This is a genomic window from Limnochorda pilosa, from assembly GCF_001544015.1.
In the GTDB taxonomy this organism is placed as follows: Bacteria; Bacillota; Limnochordia; order Limnochordales; family Limnochordaceae; genus Limnochorda; species Limnochorda pilosa.
Genome location: NZ_AP014924.1, coordinates 2,766,342 through 2,786,538 on the forward strand (window position 1 = coordinate 2,766,342; position 20,197 = coordinate 2,786,538).

The following is a 20,197-nucleotide window of genomic DNA, read 5'->3' on the forward strand; positions in this document are numbered from 1 at the left end:
CCCCCTTGCCAGCCTCCGTGCGAACCGGGGCCGCTCACCTAGTATGGTGCAGGGAAGGACCCCTCACCCCCTGCGGTGCGGCGTGTGCAGCGGGGGTTCCTGGCTGGGGAGGGGCCTCGTTCCGGTCCTCCAGCGCCCGGGCGATGACGCCTCCCCCCAGGAGCAGGTCGTCCTGGTAGAAGACCACCGACTGCCCTGGCGCGATGGCCCGCTGGGGTGCCCGGAAGCGCACCGTCGCCCGCCCGCCGCCCAGGGGTTCCACCCGCGCGGGCGTCTCCTCGGAGCGGTAGCGGATCCTGGCCTGGGCCTCCAGCGGCTCCTCGAGCCCCGGGAGACCCACCCAGTTCAGGGCCTCCACCTCCAGGGCGTGGCCGTAGAGCTCGTCCTGGGTCCCCACCACCAGACGGTTGGCGTCGGCCTCGATCTCAACGACGTAGAGCGGCTCGGGCCAGGCGATTCCCAGGCCCTTCCGCTGGCCGACGGTGTAGTGGGCCACCCCCCTGTGGGTTCCCAGCCGCTCACCCCGCCGGTTGACGATCTCGCCGGGCCGGGCGTCCTCGGGCGCCCGCCGCTCCAGGAACCCGTGCAGGTCGTGGTCCGGGATGAAGCAGATGTCCTGGCTCTCACGCTTCTGGGCCACGGGCAGCCCGCGCTCCCGAGCCAGGGCCCGCGTCTCCTCCTTGCGGAGGTCCCCCAGGGGCATGAGGGCGTGCGCGAGCTGCGCCTGGGTCAGCCCGTAGAGGGTGTAGGTCTGGTCCTTGGCCGCGTCGGCCGCCTTGCGCAGCACGTACCGCCCCCGCGCCGCGTCGAAGCCCACCCGCGCATAGTGCCCCGTGGCCACGTAGGCGGCGTCCAGCTCCTGAGCCTTGTGCAGCAGCGCGCCGAACTTCACCTTCTCGTTGCACCGGATGCACGGGTTGGGGGTGCGGCCCCGCAGGTACTCGGAGGCGAAGCCGTCGATCACCTCCCGGGCGAAGACCTCCTGGAAGTTGAGCACGTAGTAGGGGATGCCCAGGACGTCGGCCACCCGCCGGGCGTCCTCCACGGCCGAAAGGGAGCAGCAGCCCCCCTCGTGGTGGATGGGCAGGTCGCGGGGCCAGAGCTGCATGGTGACCCCGATCACCTGGTAGCCCTGTTCCTGCAGGAGCGCGGCCGCCACCGAACTGTCCACGCCGCCGCTCATGGCTGCGAGCACCCTCTCGCCCATCCGTTCACCCCCTCTCGGTACCGCAGGGCTGCAGGCGCCTTCATGCGGTCTCCGCCGCCCGCGCCCGCCGCAGCCGCTCCACCGCCCGCGTCACGACCTCGACCACCCGTTCCACCTCGGCCTCCGTGTTCGGCGGCCCCAGGCTCAGGCGGAGCGCGCTCCGCGCCAGGTCGGCCGGGAAGCCGCAGGCCAGGAGGACGTGGGATGGCTCCAGGGAGCCCGACGTGCACGCAGAGCCGCTGGAGGCGGCCACCCCGTCCATGTCCAGCCGCACCAGGAGCGACTCGCCCTCCACCCCGCCCTCGAAGACGAAGCTGGCCAGGCCCGGCAACCGCCGGGAGGGGTGACCCGTGAGCCGAGCCCCCTCCACCCGCCCCAGGATCCCCCGCACCAGCCGGTCCCGCAGGGCCTCGAGCCGCCGGGTATGTCCCTCCCGCGCCGCGGCCGCGAGCTCCAGCGCCCGCGCCAGGCCCACGATCGCCGCCACATTCTCGGTACCCGCCCGCCGGCTTCGCTCCTGGCCGCCCCCGTGAACGAGCCGCTCCAGCTCCAGCCCCTTGCGGACGTAAAGCGCCCCGACCCCCTTGGGCCCCTGGAACTTGTGGGCCGAGAGGCTGAGCAGGTCGCACCCGATCCGGTTCACGTCCACCGGCAGCAGCCCCACCGCCTGCACCGCGTCGGTGTGGAAGAGGGCGCCCGCCTCGTGGGCAAGGCGGCACAGCTCCTCCACGGGCTGCAGGGTGCCCACCTCGTTGTTGGCCACCTGCACCGAGACCAGGACGGCCCCCTCCCGCATCGCCGCCGCCAGCACCTCCGGGTCCACCTGCCCGGCCCTGTCCACGGGCAGCTCGGTCACCCGGAAGCCCAGGCGCGCCAGGAACTGCGCCGACTCCAGCACCGAGGGGTGCTCCACGCTCGAGACCACCACGCGGTCTCCCCCGCCCCGCCGGGCCAGGGCCGCCCCCACCAGGGCCATGGTGTTGGCCTCGGAGCCCCCTGAGGTAAAGACGATCTCGGCGGGCTCAGCCCCCAGCACCCGGGCCGTGGTCGCCCGGGCCTCGTCCAGGGCGTGGCGTGCCCGCTGGCCCTCGGCATGGAAACTGGAGGCGTTGCCGTACGCTTCGGTGAGGTACGGCTCCATCGCCTCCAGCACGTCCGGGCGCAGGGGGGTCGTGGCGGCGTGGTCCATGTAGATCCGCACCGCGGGCCCCACCCCTTCCCTTTCGGTCCTCACGCTAGATCTGGTACACGTACCCCCCCGTCCGGGCCTGGAGCCGTTGGGTCTCGTGCACCAGGTCCGCGAGGGTGGTGGAGTCCAGCACCTGGTTCATGGTGGACGCGAGCCGTTGCCAGAGGACCTGCACCGCGCAGCGGGTCACGTGCCCGCACAGCTCCACGGAGGTTGGGTGCTGCACGCACTCCATGGGTGAGACCGGCCCCTCCAGCGCCCGGACGATGTCGCCCACGGGGGTGGCCTCGGGGGCCTGGGCCAACTCGTAGCCTCCCTGGGCCCCCCGCACGCTCTGGACCAGCCCCGCCTTGCGCAGGATGGCCATCAGTTGCTCCAGATAGGGCTCCGAGATCCCCTGGCGCTCCGCCACGATCTTGAGCGGGATGGGCCCATCCCCGTAGGCCAGGGCCAGCTCCAGCATGGCCCGCACGCCGTACTCGCCCTTGGTGGAGATCCTCACGGGCATGCCTCCTCGCGCCGCACCGTCGAAGCCCGTATGCCCCGGGCGACGCGGCCGGGGAATTCCATGTAATCAGGTCGGCATTCGCCCACAGTATAGCCATGGGCGCCCCAGGTGTCAATGGTGCTGTCGGCCCCACGGCGGCGCCGCAGGGTCCTGCCCGGCGAACGCTGCGGTCGCCAAGCGCAGGCGGAACGGCTGAAGGCTAGCCGGGCTCGGGAGATCGGCCTTCGCGCCACGCGGCCAGGCGGCGGGCCAGTTGCTTCTCGTAGCCCTGGTCGGACGGCTCGTAGTAGCGCCGCCCCGCCAGGTTCTCGGGCAGGTACGGCTGGGGCACGTGGTGGCCAGGGAAGTCGTGGGGGTAGAGGTAGCCCTCTCCATGGCCCAGCTGGCGGGCCCCCGGGTAGGACGCGTCCCGGAGGTGCGGCGGGACGGGGGCCCAACCCTTCTCCTTCAGGTCCTGCCGGGCCGCGGCCAGCGCCCGGTACGTGGCGTTGCTCTTGGGCGCCGTGGCCACGTAGAGGGCGGCCTGGGCCAGGTTGAGGGCCGCTTCGGGCAGCCCCACCAGCTCCAGGGCGTGCGCGGCTGCGACCGCCACCTGCAGCGCCTGCGGATCCGCGTTGCCCACGTCCTCCGAGGCGTGGATCACGATGCGGCGGGCGATGGCCCGGGGATCCTCGCCCGCCTCCAGCATCCGCACCAGGTAGTGGAGGGTGGCGTCGGGGTCTGATCCCCTCATGCTCTTGATGAAAGCGGAGAAGACGTCGTAGTGCTGGTCGCCCTGGCGGTCGTAGAGGAGGGGCGCCTCCTGGAGCGCGGCCTCCACGTCTCCTTCCTCGATGCGCGCCCGCCCCGCCTGCTCGGCCAGCCAGGCCGCCGTCTCCAGGCCGTTCAAGGCTCGCCGGGCGTCCCCCGCCGAGGAGCGCACCAGCCGCTCGAGCGCTGGGGGATCCAGCTCCAGGCGACCCTCCAGGCCTTGACGCGATGCGAGGGCCCGCAGGACCAGGGCGCGCACGTCGTCGCCCGCCAGGGGCCGGAGCCGGAAGAGCCGGCAGCGGGAGAGGAGGGGGCTGTTCACCTGGAAGAAGGGGTTCTCGGTGGTGGCGCCCACCAGGAGGACGGTGCCGTCCTCGACCGCGGGGAGGAGCGCATCCTGCTGGGCCTTGTTGAACCGGTGGATCTCGTCGATGAAGAGCACCGTCCGGCGGCCATGGAGGCGCCACCGTTCGGCGGCCTCCTGGATTACCCGGCGCAGGTCCGCCACGCCCGAGGTGACCGCGTTCAACTGCTCGAAGTGGGCACCGCCGCGCCGGGCGATGAGGTGGGCCAGGGTGGTCTTTCCCGTCCCCGGTGGGCCGTACAGGATCATGGAACCCAGCCGCCCGCCCTCCAGCGCGACCCGCAGGGGACGCCCCGGCCCCACCAGCTCGCCCTGCCCCACCAGCTCGTCCAGGGTCTCAGGCCTCATCCGGGCGGCCAGGGGAGCCTGGCGCTGGCGCTCGCCGCGGGAGGCCGCTTCGAAGAGGTCCATCCCTACCCCTCCCCTGCCGGGCGCCCATACAAAAAGGCCGCGAGGACACGCAGGGCGTGCCTCACGGTCTCAATGGAGCACTCCGCCGTGCCGCTGGGGACCTGACCTACGATGAACCTGCGCTCAGCAGGTGGGTGCCCTCCTGACCGCTCTGCGCTTCCCCGTTCCGGGGCCTGCGCCTCACGGCCAGAGCCGGGCTCCCCGTATCGTGGTGTTGGCTCATACACGGCCAGATTGACCGCGCACACGGCAGAGTTGCGCTCTCGGCACCCCCACTATAGCACACGGGCGGGCAGCCCCGCAACCGGCCCATGCGGTCCGATTCGTGCCCCGCCCCATGGTGCCGGTCGCCAAGGGAGGAGCGCCCCGTGACCGTTTCGGCACGCGAGGAGATCGATGCGGCACCCTCACCGCATTCGCCGTCTTCGGAACGAGCCGCCGATGTATGCCAGGGTGAACACGGAGCTCAGCATGCAGCTCTTCCTGAGCGACGAGTCTCCTCAGGCGCCCCATCCCCTTCGACGCCGGTGGAGAGCCTCGGCCTCCTCCAGCCCCTGGGGGTGAAAGGCGACGGGTTGCCCCGGCAGGGCCTGGGCCAGCCGGTCCAGGTCCGCTTCGTCCACCACGCCCAGGCGCAGGTAGCCCCCGGTGGCCGGGTGATCGGCCAGGAGGACCACCGGCAGCCCTGAGGGCAGGAGCTGCACCGTGCCCCGTACCACCGGATCCGAAGGCAGGCGGGGAGGCCCAGGCGGCAGCGGACCGGACGCCTCCACCCCACCTCCCCCGCCCTCCAGCCGCACGCCCGTGCGGTCCGATCGGGCCGAGACCCTGAAGCGGGTGCGGCAGAGTACGTCGAAGAGCTCGTCTGGCACGGGCTGCAGCCCTTCGGGCACCAGCCGGAGCCAGAGGACCCTGCGCCGGTCGGGGGGCCGAGTGGCCACCAGCCGGCGGCCCCGCCGCGCGAGGCAGGCGTGCCAGAGGGCGGCCGCTTCGTCCGGCCGCTCTTCCCTACCCGGAGCAGGTCGTGCCAGCGTGGCGGGAGCGCCGGGCGCGAACGCGGACCCTACCCCCGCCGAGAGGTCGGTGGCGGCGCTGCCTCCCACCCGAGGGGCCGCGAGGCCGCCGGGGATCGCCAGGTACCCCACCGCCGCCCCAGGCCCGGGGTTCAACGCCAGCCGCTGCCCCCGCCGCAGCCAAAGCCACCGTACCCGCCGCCCGCCCTCTCCCGGGAGGACCTCGCCTGCGGGCGGGGTGTCGCCCGCCCCGCCCGCTACCACCACGACCGTGCCCCGCAGCGCCTCCAGCACCGGTCCCCGCCCCGCGAACTCCAGGGCCGCCCGGTGGGGCGGGTTTCCGGCCAGCCGCTGGACGGCCAGGAAGGAGGCCACGTCCGCGGGTCCTGATGGGGCGAAGCCGTAGCGCATCCAGCCAGGACGGCCCCCGTCCTGCCAGGTGGTCCGCAGGCCAGGATCCAGCACCCGAAAAAGAGCTGTCCCGCCGTCTGCCGATTCCGGGTACCCCAGGCCCTCCACGGCAGACTCAGCCTCAGGTACCGGAGTGCCGACGGGACGGAAAACCACCCGATCGCCCGAGAGGGCGAAGACCGGCGGATCGCGTCGAAGGTCCACCAGCGGCCGGTCGGTCCTCCCCAGCAGGCGCCAGCCGCCCGGGGCCTCGGAAGGGTAGATGCCGGTGTAGGGCCCTGCGATGGCCACGGACCCGCCCGGCACCCGCGGGCGCGGGCGGGCCAGACGGTCCACGTGGAGGGCAGGGTCCAGGGGGCCCAGGTAGGGAAAACCCGGCTTGAACCCCAAGGCCAGGACCGTGTAGGGCGCGCCCGCGTGGCGGGCCACCACCTGGTCGGGGGTCAGGCCGGTCTCCCGGGCCACAGCCTCCAGGTCCGGGCCCGCCTCGCCGCCGTAGACGACCGGCACCTCCCAGGTGCGGGGGGTACGCTCAGCGGGCCCGGGCGGTAATGCCCCCCGGCGCGCCGCCACCCCCCGCACCTGTTCCACCAAGCGGTGGTAGCCGGTCAGGCAGGGGTCATAGCGCACCAGGAGGCTGGCGAGGCCGAAGGAGACCTCCAGGACCCCGGGCAGGCACGCCGCTTCGACCCGGTGCGCCAACCCGCGGAGGGCGGCCGCCCGTTCGAGCGGAGGTCTCTCCTCCAGCGGCGCCAGGTAGAGGCCCCCGGCCCCGGCCGGGCCGGCCCGCAGGTCCACGGTCCCCAGCTCACTCCCGGCCCGCAATCCGGGCGGCGGCTGCGGGAGCCAGCCGGATGTTGAGCTCCCGGAGTTGCTCCTCGTCCACCGCCGAGGGAGCACCCGTGAGCAGGCAGGTGCCGCTGGCCGTCTTGGGGAAGGCGATCACGTCCCGCAGGGAGCCTGCGCCAGCCATGAGCATCACCAGCCGATCGAGCCCGGGGGCGATGCCGCCGTGGGGCGGCGCACCGTACTGGAGCGCCTCCAGCAGGAAGCTGAAGCGCCTCTGGGCCTCCTCGGGACCGATCCCCAGGATGCTGAAGATCTGCTGCTGCACGTCCATCCGGTGGTTACGGATGGAACCGCTCCCCAGCTCCACCCCGTTCAAGACCAGGTCGTAGGACTGGGCCCGCACCGCCAGGGGATCCGCCTCCAGGCGGGGCAGGTCTTCCTCCACGGGCGCGGTGAAGGGGTGGTGGGCCGCCACCAGCCGGCCCTCACCCTCGCTCCGCTCGAAGAGCGGAAAGTCCAGGACCCAGGTGAAGGCAACCCGGTCCGGGTCGGTGAGGCCCAGCTCCTGCCCCAGGTCCAGGCGCAGGCGGCCCAGGAGCTGGTTGAGGGGCTCCGCCTGGTCGGCGGCGAGGAGGGCGAGATCGCCCTCGCGGGCGCCTAGGGTCGAGCGGATGGCGTCCACCACGCCGGGCTCCAGGAAACGGCTGACGGGCGAGCGCACCTCGCCGGGAAGGAAGGCCATCCAAATGAGGCCCTTGCCGCCCTGCTCCTGGGCGCGGGCGACGAGCTGGTCCAGCCGCCGGCGGGGCCACCCCGCCTGGCCCGTGAGCAGGATCCCCTTCACCAGGCCCCCCTGGGCGACCGTCTCCGCGAAGACCCGGAAGCTGCTGCTCCGAACGGCTTCGGAGAGGTCGACCAGCTCCAGCCCGAAGCGCAGGTCGGGCTTGTCGGTGCCGTAGCGCTCCATGGCCTCCGCGTAGCTCATGCGGGGCAGGGGGAGCGGCACCTCGAGGCCCAGCACCTCCTGAAAGACGTGGGCGAAGAGTCCCTCGCTGACCTGCAGCACGTCCTCCCGCTCGACGAAGGCCATCTCCATGTCGATCTGGGTGAACTCCGGCTGGCGGTCGGCCCGCAGGTCCTCGTCGCGGAAGCAGCGGGCGATCTGGTAGTATCGCTCGAAGCCGGCGATCATCAGGAGCTGCTTGAAGAGCTGGGGCGACTGGGGGAGCGCGTAGAAGGCGCCAGGATGGACGCGGCTCGGCACCAGGTAGTCGCGGGCACCCTCGGGGGTGCTCCGGGTGAGCATGGGCGTCTCGATCTCCAGGAAGCCCCGGGCGTTCAGATACCCGCGCACCGCCTGGGTCACCCGGTGGCGCAGGATCAGGTGCTGCTGGATCTCAGGCCGGCGCAGGTCCAGGAAGCGGTAGCGCAGCCGCACCGACTCGTCCACGTCCCCCGGCCGGTCGATGGAGAAGGGGAGGGGCAACGAGGTATTGTACACCGTGAGGCTCGAAACCGCGAGCTCCACCTCGCCCGTGGGCAGCTTGGGGTTCTCCATGCCGGGCAGGCGCCGCCGGACCTTCCCTTCCACCCGGACCGCGAACTCGCTCCGGAGGCGTTCGGCCGCGGCGAAGGTCCCCGCGTCCACCTCCTGGGGGTTGAAGACCACCTGGGCGAGACCGCTCCGGTCCCGCAGGTCGACGAAGATCAGGCCGCCGTGGTCCCGGCGACGATGCACCCAGCCGGCCAGGACCACCCGCCGGCCCACGTGCTCCGCCCGCAGCTCCCCGCAACCCGTGCGGGGCAGCCTCTCCGCTTGCCGTTCGGTCAGGTCGCTCGTAAGCGACTCACCTCCGCCGGGAGCCATCGGCCGCCGCAGCCGCCGCCGTCCCCTTCAGGATTCCTTCCAGCTCGTCCACGGCCACCGCCCGCTGGGTGCCCGTCGCCATCTCCCGCAGCACCACCTGGCTTCGGGCCCACTCCTCCTCGCCCACCACCACCACCCGGGGCGCACCCACGCGGTCGGCGGACTTCATCTGGGCCTTCAGGCTCCGATCGCCGTAGTCGGTGGCCGCGGCGATGCCCGCCCGGCGCAGGCGAAAGGCGAGCAGGCGCGCCGGCTCCTGTACCCCGGCGCCGGCTGCAGCCACGAAGACCTCGGGCCCTGCCTCCGCAGCCTCGCCCAGGCCCTGCCGCTGCAGGGCCAGTACCACCCGCTCGAGCCCGGCCGCGAAACCCACCCCGGGCGTGGGCGGCCCGCCCAGCTCCTGCACCAGCCCGTCGTAGCGGCCGCCGCCGGCCACGGCATCCTGGGCGCCCAGGCTCTCGGCCGTGATTTCGAAGACGGTCTTGGTGTAGTAGTCCAGGCCTCGTACCAGCCGGGGGTCCACCCGGTACGGCACGTTCAGGCCGTCCAGGTAGCGCCGCACCGCGGCGAAGTGGCCGGCGCACTCCTGGCACAGGTAGGGTTCCATGGAGGGAGCCTCAGCCGTCGCAGCCCGGCACGCGTCGTCCTTGCAATCCAGGACCCGGAGCGGGTTCCGTTCGAAGCTCTGGCGGTGGCTGTCGCACAGCGTCTCGGCCCGCGGGCGGAGGAAGGCGACGAGGGCCTCCCGGTAGCCCGGCCGGCAGACGGGGCAGCCGATGCTGTTCACCCGCAGATCCAGCCCCTGCAGGCCGAGGCGGCGGTAGAGGTCGAAAGGGATGAGGATGGTCTCGGCATCGACGGCCGGGTCCTGGGTCCCGACGGCCTCGGCCCCGAACTGGTAGAACTGGCGGTAACGCCCCGCCTGGGGACGTTCGTAACGGAACATGGGCCCGAAGTAGAAGAGCTTCACCGGCTGCGGCGCCGCCCGCAGGTTGTGCTCCAGGTAGGCGCGCACCACGGGTGCGGTCCCCTCGGGCCGCAGGGTGACGCTGCGGTCCCCGCGGTCGGTGAAGGTGTACATCTCCTTCTCGACGATGTCCGTTCCAGCGCCGATCCCCCGCACGAAGAGCTCCGTCGCCTCGAAGACGGGCGTGCGGATCTCACCGTACCCATGGCGCCGGAACTCCTCCCGGGCAAGACCTTCGATGCGCTGCCAGAGCGCCAGCTCGCCGGGAAGCAGGTCCCGCGTCCCCCTGGGGGCCTGGACCCTCACACCCGCCGCCTCCTCTCACTCCCCCTGGGTCGCCGCGCCCTGGTCCTCGGGCGGAGTGGCGTCGGGTGCGGTGCCCTGGCTGCCGGCCTCAGGAGCCGCGCCCGCGCCGCCCTGCTGCTCCAGCTGCTTCTGGAGCTCCTCCTGCTTCTGCTGGCGCTCCTCCAAGAGCTTCTGAATCTCCTGCAGGCGGGCCCGTTCCGCCTCGGCCTCGTCCTTCCGGTCCATGTCCAGGTAGATGCCGTAGAGGGTCAGGTGGAGCTGGAGGTCGTAGGGATCCAGTTCCGAGGCCTTCTGGTACTGGGCCACCGCCTCGTCGGGCTGCTCCGCTTGGCGGAGCAGGTTGCCCAGGAGCAGGTGGAGCTCGGGATCCAGATCGAAGGTCCCCACCGCATGCCGCGCCTCGGCGACCGCCTCGTCAAGCTTCTCCTGCTGGGCCAGGACCTGGGCCAGGACGGCGTGGAGGTACGCGTTCTCCGGCTCCGCGGCGATCGCCTGGCGCAGGGCTCCCTGGGCCTCGTCGAGCTTCCCCGCCACCAGCAGGTCGTAGCCCCGGAGAGCCGGGTCGAGGATGGCGATCTCCGCCTGGGCGCGCCGGCCTTCGAGCCACTTCTGGTAAGCCTCCTGCTGCTTCTGACCCACCAGGTCCTGGCGAATCGAATCTTTCTCCTTGGCGAACTCCTCGCCCTCAGCCCGCTTCCACTCCACCGCCTGGAGGACACGGTAGCCGTTGGACGTCTTGATGGGCTGGCTGAGCTCACCCTTCTTCAGGGAGAAGGCCGCATCCAGGATGGCCTGGGGCAGGCTGGAGCTCCGGCGCACGAAGCCCAGGTCGCTCTGGGCCACCTGCTCGTCCCCCTTGGCCGCATCCTCGAAGGAGGTCCCCTTGGCCAGGCGGTCCCGGAGCGAGGCCGCCTTGGTCTCGGCAGCCTTCCAGGCTTGCTCGTCATCCCCTTGCACCGAGACGGTCAGCTGCTTCAGGTGGACGGCCTCGTACGCCTGGGCGACCTCCTGGTCGGTCACCTCGACGCCGGCAGACACCTGCTCCTGCACGTTCTGAAGGCGCAGGCTCTCCTGGATCTGGTTCCGGAGTTGGGACTCGTTGAGGCCCGCCTGCCGCAGCGCTGCACGGTAGTCATCGGCCGAGGGGAACTGGGCCCGGATCGAGTCGATCCCCTGCGCCACCTCGGCAGGGTCGACGGAGACCTTCATCTCCGCGGCGGCCTGCTGAAGCAGAGACTGGTCGATCAGGTCCTGCAGGGCTTCGTAGCGGACGCTCTCCCGGGTGAGGCCGGTTACCCGCGCCCCCTGCGCCTGAAGGAGCTCGATGCGGCGCGCCACCTGGCTGTTGAGCTGCTCAGGCCGCACGGGCTGCCCGTTCACCTCGGCCACGCTGGCCTCCACCGTGGCCGAGCGGCTGCCCGCGAAAAGGTCCATACCGCCCACGTAGAGGAGCGTACCCCCGAAGGCGACCACGACCACGACGATGATCCACTTGGTACTGCGGCGGAGCGATTGGAACAGCACGACAGAGGTCCCCCCCCGGCCCCAACCCCCACCGCGCCGGGGCTCGGCGTTTGCACAGCGCCATTCTACTCGAAGGTCAGGGGCGTGTCAAAGCCGGCCGGTAGGGCGACGGGGTCCTGCCCGGCGGGCGCTCGCTCCGGCCCTCCCGGCCTCCGTCCACTCGTCGCGGACCTGGCGCCAGACGAAACGGATCCCGGCGGGAACCGAGAGCATCCCCACCACCAGCCCGGTCGGGACGGAGTGGAACCACGCCGTTCCCAGCGTGGTCGCAAGCCCCGGGATCAGGGAGATGGCCAGGCTCATCATTCGCGCCGTATGAACGGATCCCACGGGCTGGAAGGGATTGAGGGTCACCGGAGGAGGAATCTGGCTCCACAGGGGCTCCTGCAGGACGCAGAAGGTCCAGAGAAAGGCCTGTGCCAGCGCCCACGGCGGGAGAAGCGCGAGGAACGGAGGGGAGAGCACGGACCCCATCGCCTGCGGGATCGATCGGGCCGCCACGAGGGCCCCCAGCCCGGCGATCACCAGGGGCACGGCGCCGTTCCAGACCAGGTAGGAAGCCGGCGACGGGAGCTGGCGGCGTGCCTCCGCTCGCTCGACCTCCGGAAGCCACGAAAGCTCGGGCAGGCGCGCGAGCGCGAGACCCAGGGCAGCCAGGAGGGCGCCCACGTAGGCCCATCCGCCCTCGATCTCAGAGGCGGTCCCGAGAAACCCTGAACCCCGCGGCGCGGGGTCCAAGAGATCCGGCCTCCAGGCCAGCGAGGCGATGCTCAGGATGCCGGCACCGGCGAGGAAGACCGGCTGCATGGGGTGCGCGCCCACCCAGACCAAGACGGCTCTCCAGGCATAAGCGCAGCCGCCTCGGCACCATCGGGGGAGGCGGGCGGTGGCCACTCTTCGAGCCAGACGGTTTCGGCCCCGGCGCCTCCACTGGCGCAGCAGCGCCACCCGCCGCGACGGCGAGGAGGATCGACCCAGCTCTGCCCGGGTCGCCTCACCTTCCAGCAGCGTCCATGGGCTCGCGCCGCTGAGCGCCCGCCGTAAGGAGAGCCACCCGCCGCCCAGCAAGGCCAGGCCCACCAAGGGCATGGCCCCGGCAGCCCCGCCGTCTCCGGAAAGGACCCCCATGAACAGGCTCACAGCCAAGATCACGAGCGCCAGCGGTCGAAGCCCGCGCAGCAGTCCACGGATCGAGGCCGGCGTCAGGGCCACCGCGGCCGCCCAGACCGGCGCCGCCGCGAAGGAGGGGATCCCGCTCGTCGCAAGCAGGAGGCTTTCGGTTGGGAGACCCACCCGGAGAACCCTTGCCGCCCCCGCCCAGGCTGCCAGGGTGAGAGCCGCCCCCACCGCCCACTTCAACGACTCCGTACGGACGGCCGAGCGGAGCAGGGTGCCCGCGGCTCCCCGGACGATCGCGTGGTAGAGAAGGAACGGGTGGAGCCGAACGGGGAAGAAGTCGAGCCCCGCCCCCAGAGCGTAGGCCAGGGGCAGGAGATGGACCGCCCACGGGACCCATACCGTCACGAGGGCGACCACGGTCGGACTTGGCCGGGTGGGAACGGCCTGAAGGCCCGCGACCAGGTCAACCGCCAGCAAGGCCACCGTGAAACCTGCAACGGCCAGGCTCGCAGCCCCCCCATCCTGAAGGCCCAACTGGACCCACGCCAGGAACCGCTCCCGCCGCCTGCGGCGCAGCGTTCGCCGCGCCCAACCAAGGGCGGCCTGGGCGTCCGGCGTAGGGTTCACGCTGGTTCCTCCAGGACGACCCCGTCCGACAGCCGGTAGATCCGGTCGAAGCCCCTGGTTTCCCACGCCTCGTGGGCGGTCACCAGGAGCGCGGCGCCCTGGTCCGCCCGTTCGCGCAGCAACTCCCCGACCGTCTGCCGGGCCTGTCCGTCCAGGGCGGTGAAGGGCTCGTCCAGCATGAGGACCCGGTAGGAAGGCAGGAGGGCGAGGAGGAGCCCCAGCTTCTGGCGCATGCCCCGGGAGAGGTCTCCGGGAAAGGCATCGACCGCTTCACTCAGGCCAAGGCGCTCGAGGAGGCGACGCTCCCGCTCTCCAAGCCGCGCGTCGGGCGAACCGAGGAGCATGTTCACGAACCGCACGTGCTCGCTCAGGGTCAGGTGCTCGTGCAGGAAAGGCTGGTCGGGGACGAAGAGGCGTTGGGCGCGCGGCACGCCCCACCGGATCTCACCCTCCGACGGGGAGAGCATGCCGGTGAGGGTCCTGAGCGTCGTGGACTTGCCCGACCCGTTCGGTCCCCGCAGCGCGACGATCTCTCCCGCCCTCAGGGTCAGCGTCAGGTCCCGGATGACGTTCCGGCCGCCGAAGGCGACGGCAACCCCCCGGGCTTCAAGGACGGTGGCGGGCGACGCATCGTCTTGCGCAGCCGGTTGGGCACGAGCCACCGGACCGACCTCCCCTCCCCAGCGCCCGCCGGGGAGGACCCCGCGGCGCTGCTAGAACGCTCCCTCGCTCGACAGCAGCAGGGTCACCGGCCCATCGTTGACCAGCTCCACCTCCATGTGCGCGCCGAAGCGGCCCTGCGCCACGGGGAGGCCCTCGTCCCGGAGACCCCGGGCGACCGCGTCGTAGACGGCTTCGGCCTCGGAGCCCGACGCGGCGCGGGTGAAGCTGGGGCGGCGGCCGCGGCGGGCGTCACCGTAAAGGGTGAACTGGGAGACCAGCAGGACCGCCCCTCCTGCTTCGGCCACCGAGCGGTTGAGGCGCCCTCCTTCGTCCGGGAAGATCCGCAGGCCGGCGAGCTTCCTCGCCATCCAGGCTGCGTCGGCCGGGCCGTCGCTGGTGGACACCCCCAGCAGCACCATGAGCCCCCGGTCGATCCGGCCCACGGGCTCACCGTCCACCCGCACCACCGCCCGGGAGACCCGCTGCACCACCGCCCGCATCAGGTGGGCCGGGCCCGCGAGACCCGGGAGACCCCCTTGACGCGCTGGAGCCGCTCCATGACCTCATCCATCTGGCGGGTGTCGGTGATGTCCACCACCAGGTTGATGTAGGCCACCTTCCCCCGGGTGGTACGGGCGTTGACGGCTTCGATGTTCATCTTCCCCTGCTGGGAGACGGCATCCATCACCTGGGTGAGGAGGTTGGTGCGGTCGACGGCTTCCACTTCGATCTCCACCGGGAAGCTCAGCGGCTGGCCGCCCACGGACGCGGGGGCGACCCACTCCACCGCGATCTCCCGCTCCTCCTGCTCCCCCAGGGCCTCGGTGTTGGGGCAGTCCCTCCGGTGGATGGAGACGCCCCGGCCTCGGGTGATGTACCCGATGATCTCGTCGCCCGGAACCGGGCTGCAGCACTTGGAGAAACGGATCAGCACGTTCTCGAGCCCGGGCACCCGCACCATCTGGTGGGGCTGCACCCGCGCCCGGCGCCCTCCCCGGTGGTGGGCCAGCCGCCACCGGCGTCGCAGGTCCTTCAGCCGGCTCTCGCCCAACACCCGGCCCAGCGCCTGGTTGACGGTCCAGCTCCCGAAGCCTACCTGGGCGTAGAAGTCGTCCTCGGCCGCCAGGCCCGCCCGCTTGGCCGCGTCCTCGATGCGGTCCACGCTCAGCTCGCCTGGCTCCACGCCCAGGCGCCTCGCCTCGGCCTCCAGGAGCTCCCGCCCGCGCTGGGTCATCTCCGCCCGCCGGGCCTCCTTGAGGAAGGCCCGGATCTTGCTCCGGGCCTTGGAGGTCTTGACGAAGGAGAGCCAGTCCTGGCTGGGCGCCGCGTTCTTGGCGGTGAGGATCTCAACGAACTCGCCGTTCCGAAGCCGGTGGTTCAAGGGCACGATCCGGCCGTTCACCTTGGCGCCGGCGCAGTGGAGGCCGATGTCGGTGTGGATGGAGAACGCGAAGTCGACGGGCGTGGAGCCGGTGGGGAGGCTGCGCACGTCGCCCTTGGGGGTGAAGACGAAGACCTCGTCCTCGAAGAGGTCGATCTTCAGGGTCTCCATGAACTCCTGGGGGTCCCTCATCTCCCGGAGCCACTCCATGACCTCCCGGAGCCAGGCGACCTTCTTCTCGAACTCCTCGTTGGACCGGTACCCTTCCTTGTAGAGCCAGTGGGCCGCGATGCCCTTCTCGGCGATGCGGTGCATCTCCCGGGTGCGGATCTGGATCTCCAGCGGGTCGCCCTTGGGCCCCACCACCGTCGTGTGGAGCGACTGGTAGAGGTTGGACTTGGGCATCGCGATGTAGTCCTTGAAGCGCCCCGGGATCGGCGTCCAAAGGGTGTGGACCAGCCCCAGCACGCCGTAGCAGTCGCGCACCGTCTCCACCACGACCCGGACCGCGATCAGGTCGTAGATCTCGTTCAGGTCCTTCTGCTGGCGTTGCATCTTCTGGTAGATGGAGTAGAGGTGCTTGGGCCGGCCGAAGATGTCGGCCTTGAAGCCCGCCTCCTCCAGGCGCCGGCGCAAGAGCTCGAGGGCTTCCTGGACCTCCGCCTCCCGCTCCTTCCGCTTCTTGGCCAAGCGCTGGGCCAGGCTGTAGTAGGCCTCCGGGTTCATGTAGCGGAAGGCCTCGTCCTCCATCTCCCACTTGATGGACCACATGCCGAGGCGGTGCGCCAGGGGCGCGAAGATCTCGAGCGTTTCCCGGGCAATCTTCCGCTGGCGCTCGGGGGGAAGCGGGTCCAGGGTGCGCATGTTGTGGAGCCGGTCGGCGAGCTTGATGACGATCACCCGTAGATCCTCGGCCATGGCCAGGAACATCTTCCGGAGCGACTGGGCCTGGTGCTCCTCACGACTCTGGGTGGGGATTCGGGAGAGCTTGGTGACCCCGTCCACCAGCAGGAGCACCTCGGAGCCGAAGCGCTCCTCCAGCTCCTCGCGGGTGATGGGGGTATCCTCCAGCACGTCGTGGAGGAGGCCGGCCGCGAGGGTCACCACGTCCAGTTCCAGCTCGGAGAGGAGCAAGGCCACCTCCAGGGGGTGACGCACGTAGGCCACGCCCGAGTCGCGGCGCTGGTTGCGGTGGGCCTCCTGAGCCGTCTCGTAGGCGCGGCGGAGCAACCCCGCGTCGGCCTGGGGGTTGTAGGTGAGCACGCGCTGTACCAGCGTCTCGAAGATCCGGTCCTCTTCGGTGAGGACCGGGACCTCGGCGCTTCGCTCCGGCTTGCCCATGGGGCTATCCCTCGTCGTACCGGACCAGAGAGAGGATCTCCCGGTCGCCCAGCCGGTCGCGGCCCTTCAGCCCCGCCAGCTCGATCATGAAGGCGAAGCCGGCGATGACGCCGCCCAGCTCCTCCACCAGCCTGGCGGCGGCCGCAATGGTCCCGCCGGTGGCCAGGAGGTCGTCGACCAGGAGCACCCGCTGGCCCGGTTGAACCGCGTCCCGGTGGATCTCCAGGGCGTCGGTACCGTACTCCTTCTCGTACTCCACCCGCAGCGTCGCCGCCGGCAGCTTGCCCGGCTTGCGCACCAGCACGAAGCCGGTCCCCAGCTCGTAGGCCAGGGGCGCCCCGATGAGGAAGCCGCGGGACTCCACCCCCACGATCAGGTCCACGCCCCGGTCCCGGAAACGACGGGCCATCTCCTGCACGGTGAAGCGCAGGCCGTCGGGGTCCTTCAGAACGGTGGTGATGTCCTTGAAGCTGATCCCGGGCTGCGGAAAGTCGGGGATGACCCGGATCATCCGCTTGAGGTCCATGGACCCGCCCCTCCCCGCAGAAGATCCTGCATCCGGGCGAGCCCGCCGAAGAGGGCGATCTCGCTGATGGCGGCAAACTGCTGCTTCCGGAGAATACCTCTAGTATAGCGTACGGAGCGGCCCAAGTCCAGCTTGCGTCCCGGGTGGGGCGCCAGGCGTACCGCGACGCCCCCGCCCGGTGCCTCTTCCTCCCAGGCCAAGAGGCCCACCTCCGCCAGCACGGCCAGCCCTTCGCGCACGGTACGGGCGCTGAAGGGCAGGCTGCTCGCCCGGCTGAGCTCGCGGGCTGCGTCCCGCGGCTCCAGCCGTCCCGGGTGCCCGCTCAGGTACCGGTAGAGGGCCGCGAGCCGCTGGCGGCCCGGGTGGAGCATCTCCACCCGGGTCTGGAGCCGTTGTACCCGGGGCCTGGAGAAGCGAAGCTCCACCCGGCGGCCCTGCACGGCCTCCCCGAGCCGCTTCCACCCTTCCAGCGTCCAGGGCGGGGTCCACAGGATCACGGTTCCGAACCGGGCGCCCGCCCCGGCGCTCGAACCCAGCACGGAGCCGTCCAGGGCCACCGCCAGCGGGGCCTCCTGGGCCGGGCGGTATGGGGGCGGTGCGAGGCAGGCCAGCTCCCCGTCCAGGGGCCCCAGGAAGGCCACCCCTTCCCGGGCCCCCTTCAGGCGCCAGCGCAGGGCCTGGGCCACCTCCACCGCCTCCCAGAGGTCCGGGGTGAGGAAGGCGGCAGGGCCGGCCGGGTCCGGCAGGCCGTCGGCAGCCCCCCGCCCGTCCACCAGCTCCCAGGGGGTCTCCCACGTCCCCGGTCTCCCGGAGAGAACCGGCGTCCCGGGGCGCAGGGCGGCCGACTCCCTTTCCACCTCCGCGGCCGCTCCGGGCCCCTCGGGCGCCAAGAGCGGCCCCTGGACGGCCTGCCCGGCGATCCACGCGGCCAGGGCCGCCCAGCCGTCGCCCTCGTCCTGAGGGCTGGGGCGCACCTCCCGCAGGCGGAGCTGAAGCCGCTCCGCCCCCTGATAGCGGTCTCGGGTGGGCTGGTAGGCTACGTCCACCCAACCGCCGGTTTCGGGCACCCGCTCGGCCAGGTGGAATCCGATGGCCTCCAGGGAGCGGCCGGAGGGCAGGAGGGGCACCGCCCCCTTCACGTGCTCCCCCTCCCGGCCCACGCGCCGCCAGGAGGGCGCCGCGGCCTCACCCGTCCTCGGGCCCGCCTCTGTGCCGCCGGCCTCCCGGGGCTCGCCCCAGCCGGGGACGGGCTCCACCAGCGCAGGGACCTCCGGGGTTCCCAGGAGCGGGGCGGGGTTTCCCACCCCGAAGGGGCCCAAGCGCTCCACCTGGGCCAGGAGGCTTTCGTCGACCTCACAGGGGTCGGCCAGACACTCCACCTGCAGCTGCGGCCGCAAGGGCCTGGGACCCAGCCGCTCCCGGGTGACCGCCTCGAAGGCCTCCCGCAGGGCGGGTACCGCCTCCCGCGCCACCGAGAAGCCGGCCGCCATGGCGTGGCCGCCGAAGCGGATCAAGTGCGCACGGCAGGCCGCGAGCGCGTCGTACAGGTGGAAGCCGACCACGCTCCGGGCCGAACCCCGCCCCTCGTCACCCTCGAGGCCGATGACGAGCGCGGGGCGGTAGAACTCCTCCACCAGCCGGGAGGCCACGATGCCCACCACACCCGGGTGCCACCCTTCCCCCGCGGTCACCAGGCTCACCGCGCCCCCGGCCACCGCCTCCAGCGCCTGCTCGCGGGCCTCCTCCAGGATCTGCTCCTCCAAGGCCTGCCGCTCCCGGTTGAGCTGTTCCAGGACCTCCACCAGCGGCGCCGCCTCGCCGGGCGTGCGGGCCAGGAGCAGCCGGACGCCCAGCGAGGCGTCCTCCACCCGGCCTGCCGCGTTGAGGCGCGGGGCGACCTGAAAGGCCACGTGGCCCGGGGTGACGGGTCCCTCCCGGAGGCCGAGACCGTCCAGCAGCAGGGCCAGCCCGGGACGGGCGGACGGGGCCGTCAGGCGGCTCAAGCCGTGGGCGACCAGCACCCGGTTCTCGCCCACCAGCGGAACCACGTCGGCCACGGTGCCCAGGGCCGCCAGGTCCAGAAGCGCGCGGGCCTCCTCTCCCCGGCCCGCCCGCTCCAGCAGTGCCTGAGCCAGCTTCCAGGCCACCCCTGCCCCGCTCAGCTCCGCCCAGGGGGGCTCGCCGCCCTCAGGGAACAGCCTTCGGGGGTTCACCACGGCGACGGCGCGGGGCAACTCGGGGGGGATCTGGTGGTGATCGGTCACCACCACGTCGAGGCCGGCCCTGGCTGCCTGCGCCACCTCCTCGGAGGCGGTGGTGCCGCAGTCCACGCTCACCACCACCGCCGCCCCGCGAGCCCGCAGCTCCAGCAGCGCCTCCCCATGCAGGCCGTAGCCCTCGCTCAGCCGGTTGGGCACGTGATACGCCACCTGGGCGCCCAGGGCGCGCAGCGCCGTGACCAGGAGCGCCGTCCCCGTCTGGCCGTCCACGTCGTAGTCGCCGTAGACCCAGATGGGTTCCTCTCGCTCCAGGGCCCGCTCGATGCGCTGGACCGCCGCATCCATGTCGGGCAGCCGCAGGGGGCTCTCCAGTTCGTCCAGGGAAGGGTGCAGGAAGCGGTAGGCGGCTTCGGGGTCGTCCAGGCCGCGCCGCACGAGGATCTCGGCCACCAGGGGGTGGAGGCCCAGGTGCCGTTCGAGGGTGTGGGCCCGCTCCCGGGCTTCCGCCTCCAGCGGCTCCGGCCAGAGCCACTCGGGCGCCGCGCCCGGGGCGCGGCGGCGCCTGCGCCGGGGCGCACCCGCTCCCTCCGGTTCTGGGTTGGGGAGGCTCACGGCCGCTCGCCCCCGGCCGGGCTGCTTTCCTGCGCGGTCTGGGGCGCCGGAGGGTCCGGGGGCGCGGAAGCCCGCACCTCCGGGACCGTGCCCTTGGCGGGTCCTGCCTGCCGTGCCTGCTCGAGCTCGCGGAGGCGCGCCTCGAGCTGGCGCAGCCGGATCCCCACGCGCACGCGCTGGACCATGGCCGCCAGCCCCACGCTGACGGCGCCCACGGTGGCGCTGGCGAGCACCACCAGCACCAGCGACACCTCCACCTGCCAGGCGAAGAGGTGGACCACGATGACCGCGGCGTTCTGAAGGGCGAAGACAGCCACCAGGAGGGCGAAAATCAGTGCCAGGACCAGGAGCCAGACCACAGGAGAGCCTCCCTCGCACCGCACCGGCCGGGCGGAAGTGCCTG

Annotated in this window: 15 protein-coding genes and 1 other RNA gene; all 16 read right to left on the bottom strand. The window is 72.3% G+C overall.

What is annotated here, in order from left to right; genetic code table 11:
* Positions 1-34 precede the first annotated feature (34 nt).
* Entirely contained in the window at positions 35-1,207 is a 1,173-nt protein-coding gene (gene mnmA / locus LIP_RS12270; RefSeq protein WP_082726279.1) for a tRNA 2-thiouridine(34) synthase MnmA, read from the bottom strand.
* Between the two features lie 40 nt (positions 1,208-1,247).
* Positions 1,248-2,408, bottom strand: a complete 1,161-nt coding sequence (locus LIP_RS12275; RefSeq protein WP_198409529.1) for a cysteine desulfurase family protein — start codon at positions 2,406-2,408, stop codon at positions 1,248-1,250.
* 34 nt (positions 2,409-2,442) lie between these two features.
* Complete coding sequence (locus tag LIP_RS12280) at positions 2,443-2,898, bottom strand: RrF2 family transcriptional regulator (RefSeq protein WP_068138821.1); 456 nt, start codon at positions 2,896-2,898, stop codon at positions 2,443-2,445.
* Positions 2,899-3,103: 205 nt separating this feature from the next.
* On the bottom strand, positions 3,104-4,429 hold the full coding sequence (locus LIP_RS12285) for a replication-associated recombination protein A (protein ID WP_068138825.1): 1,326 nt from the start codon (positions 4,427-4,429) through the stop codon (positions 3,104-3,106).
* A 76-nt stretch (positions 4,430-4,505) separates the two neighbouring features.
* Positions 4,506-4,688: non-coding RNA, 6S RNA (gene ssrS / locus LIP_RS12290), on the bottom strand.
* A 241-nt stretch (positions 4,689-4,929) separates the two neighbouring features.
* The gene (gene pxpB, locus LIP_RS12295) at positions 4,930-6,651 is read right to left on the bottom strand and encodes a 5-oxoprolinase subunit PxpB (RefSeq protein ID WP_158509676.1); all 1,722 of its coding nucleotides are present in this window, start codon (positions 6,649-6,651) and stop codon (positions 4,930-4,932) included.
* A 10-nt stretch (positions 6,652-6,661) separates the two neighbouring features.
* Positions 6,662-8,509, bottom strand: a complete 1,848-nt coding sequence (gene aspS, locus LIP_RS12300) for an aspartate--tRNA ligase (protein ID WP_082726281.1) — start codon at positions 8,507-8,509, stop codon at positions 6,662-6,664.
* Positions 8,490-9,782 carry a histidine--tRNA ligase gene (hisS, locus tag LIP_RS12305; RefSeq protein ID WP_068138831.1) on the bottom strand — a complete coding sequence of 431 codons (1,293 nt, stop codon included), beginning with the start codon at positions 9,780-9,782 and terminating at the stop codon, positions 8,490-8,492. Before hisS ends, aspS begins: the two co-directional genes overlap by 20 nt.
* Before the next feature lie 15 nt (positions 9,783-9,797).
* A complete protein-coding gene (locus LIP_RS12310; RefSeq protein ID WP_068138833.1) occupies positions 9,798-11,306 on the bottom strand; it encodes a peptidylprolyl isomerase in 1,509 nt (502 codons plus the stop codon).
* 87 nt (positions 11,307-11,393) lie between these two features.
* Complete coding sequence (locus tag LIP_RS12315; protein ID WP_068138836.1) at positions 11,394-13,052, bottom strand: hypothetical protein; 1,659 nt, start codon at positions 13,050-13,052, stop codon at positions 11,394-11,396.
* Positions 13,049-13,714, bottom strand: coding sequence for an ABC transporter ATP-binding protein (locus LIP_RS12320; protein WP_068138840.1), 666 nt, complete (start codon positions 13,712-13,714; stop codon positions 13,049-13,051). Before LIP_RS12320 ends, LIP_RS12315 begins: the two co-directional genes overlap by 4 nt.
* 51 nt (positions 13,715-13,765) lie before the next feature.
* On the bottom strand, positions 13,766-14,215 hold the full coding sequence (dtd, locus tag LIP_RS12325; RefSeq protein ID WP_068138842.1) for a D-aminoacyl-tRNA deacylase: 450 nt from the start codon (positions 14,213-14,215) through the stop codon (positions 13,766-13,768).
* Positions 14,215-16,437 carry a RelA/SpoT family protein gene (locus LIP_RS12330; RefSeq protein ID WP_068138845.1) on the bottom strand — a complete coding sequence of 741 codons (2,223 nt, stop codon included), beginning with the start codon at positions 16,435-16,437 and terminating at the stop codon, positions 14,215-14,217. Before LIP_RS12330 ends, dtd begins: the two co-directional genes overlap by 1 nt.
* 4 nt (positions 16,438-16,441) lie before the next feature.
* A complete protein-coding gene (locus LIP_RS12335; protein WP_068138848.1) occupies positions 16,442-16,963 on the bottom strand; it encodes an adenine phosphoribosyltransferase in 522 nt (173 codons plus the stop codon).
* Complete coding sequence (recJ, locus tag LIP_RS20075; RefSeq protein ID WP_068138852.1) at positions 16,945-19,794, bottom strand: single-stranded-DNA-specific exonuclease RecJ; 2,850 nt, start codon at positions 19,792-19,794, stop codon at positions 16,945-16,947. Before recJ ends, LIP_RS12335 begins: the two co-directional genes overlap by 19 nt.
* Entirely contained in the window at positions 19,791-20,153 is a 363-nt protein-coding gene (locus LIP_RS12345) for a lipopolysaccharide assembly protein LapA domain-containing protein (RefSeq protein ID WP_068138855.1), read from the bottom strand. Before LIP_RS12345 ends, recJ begins: the two co-directional genes overlap by 4 nt.
* Positions 20,154-20,197: the final 44 nt, after the last annotated feature.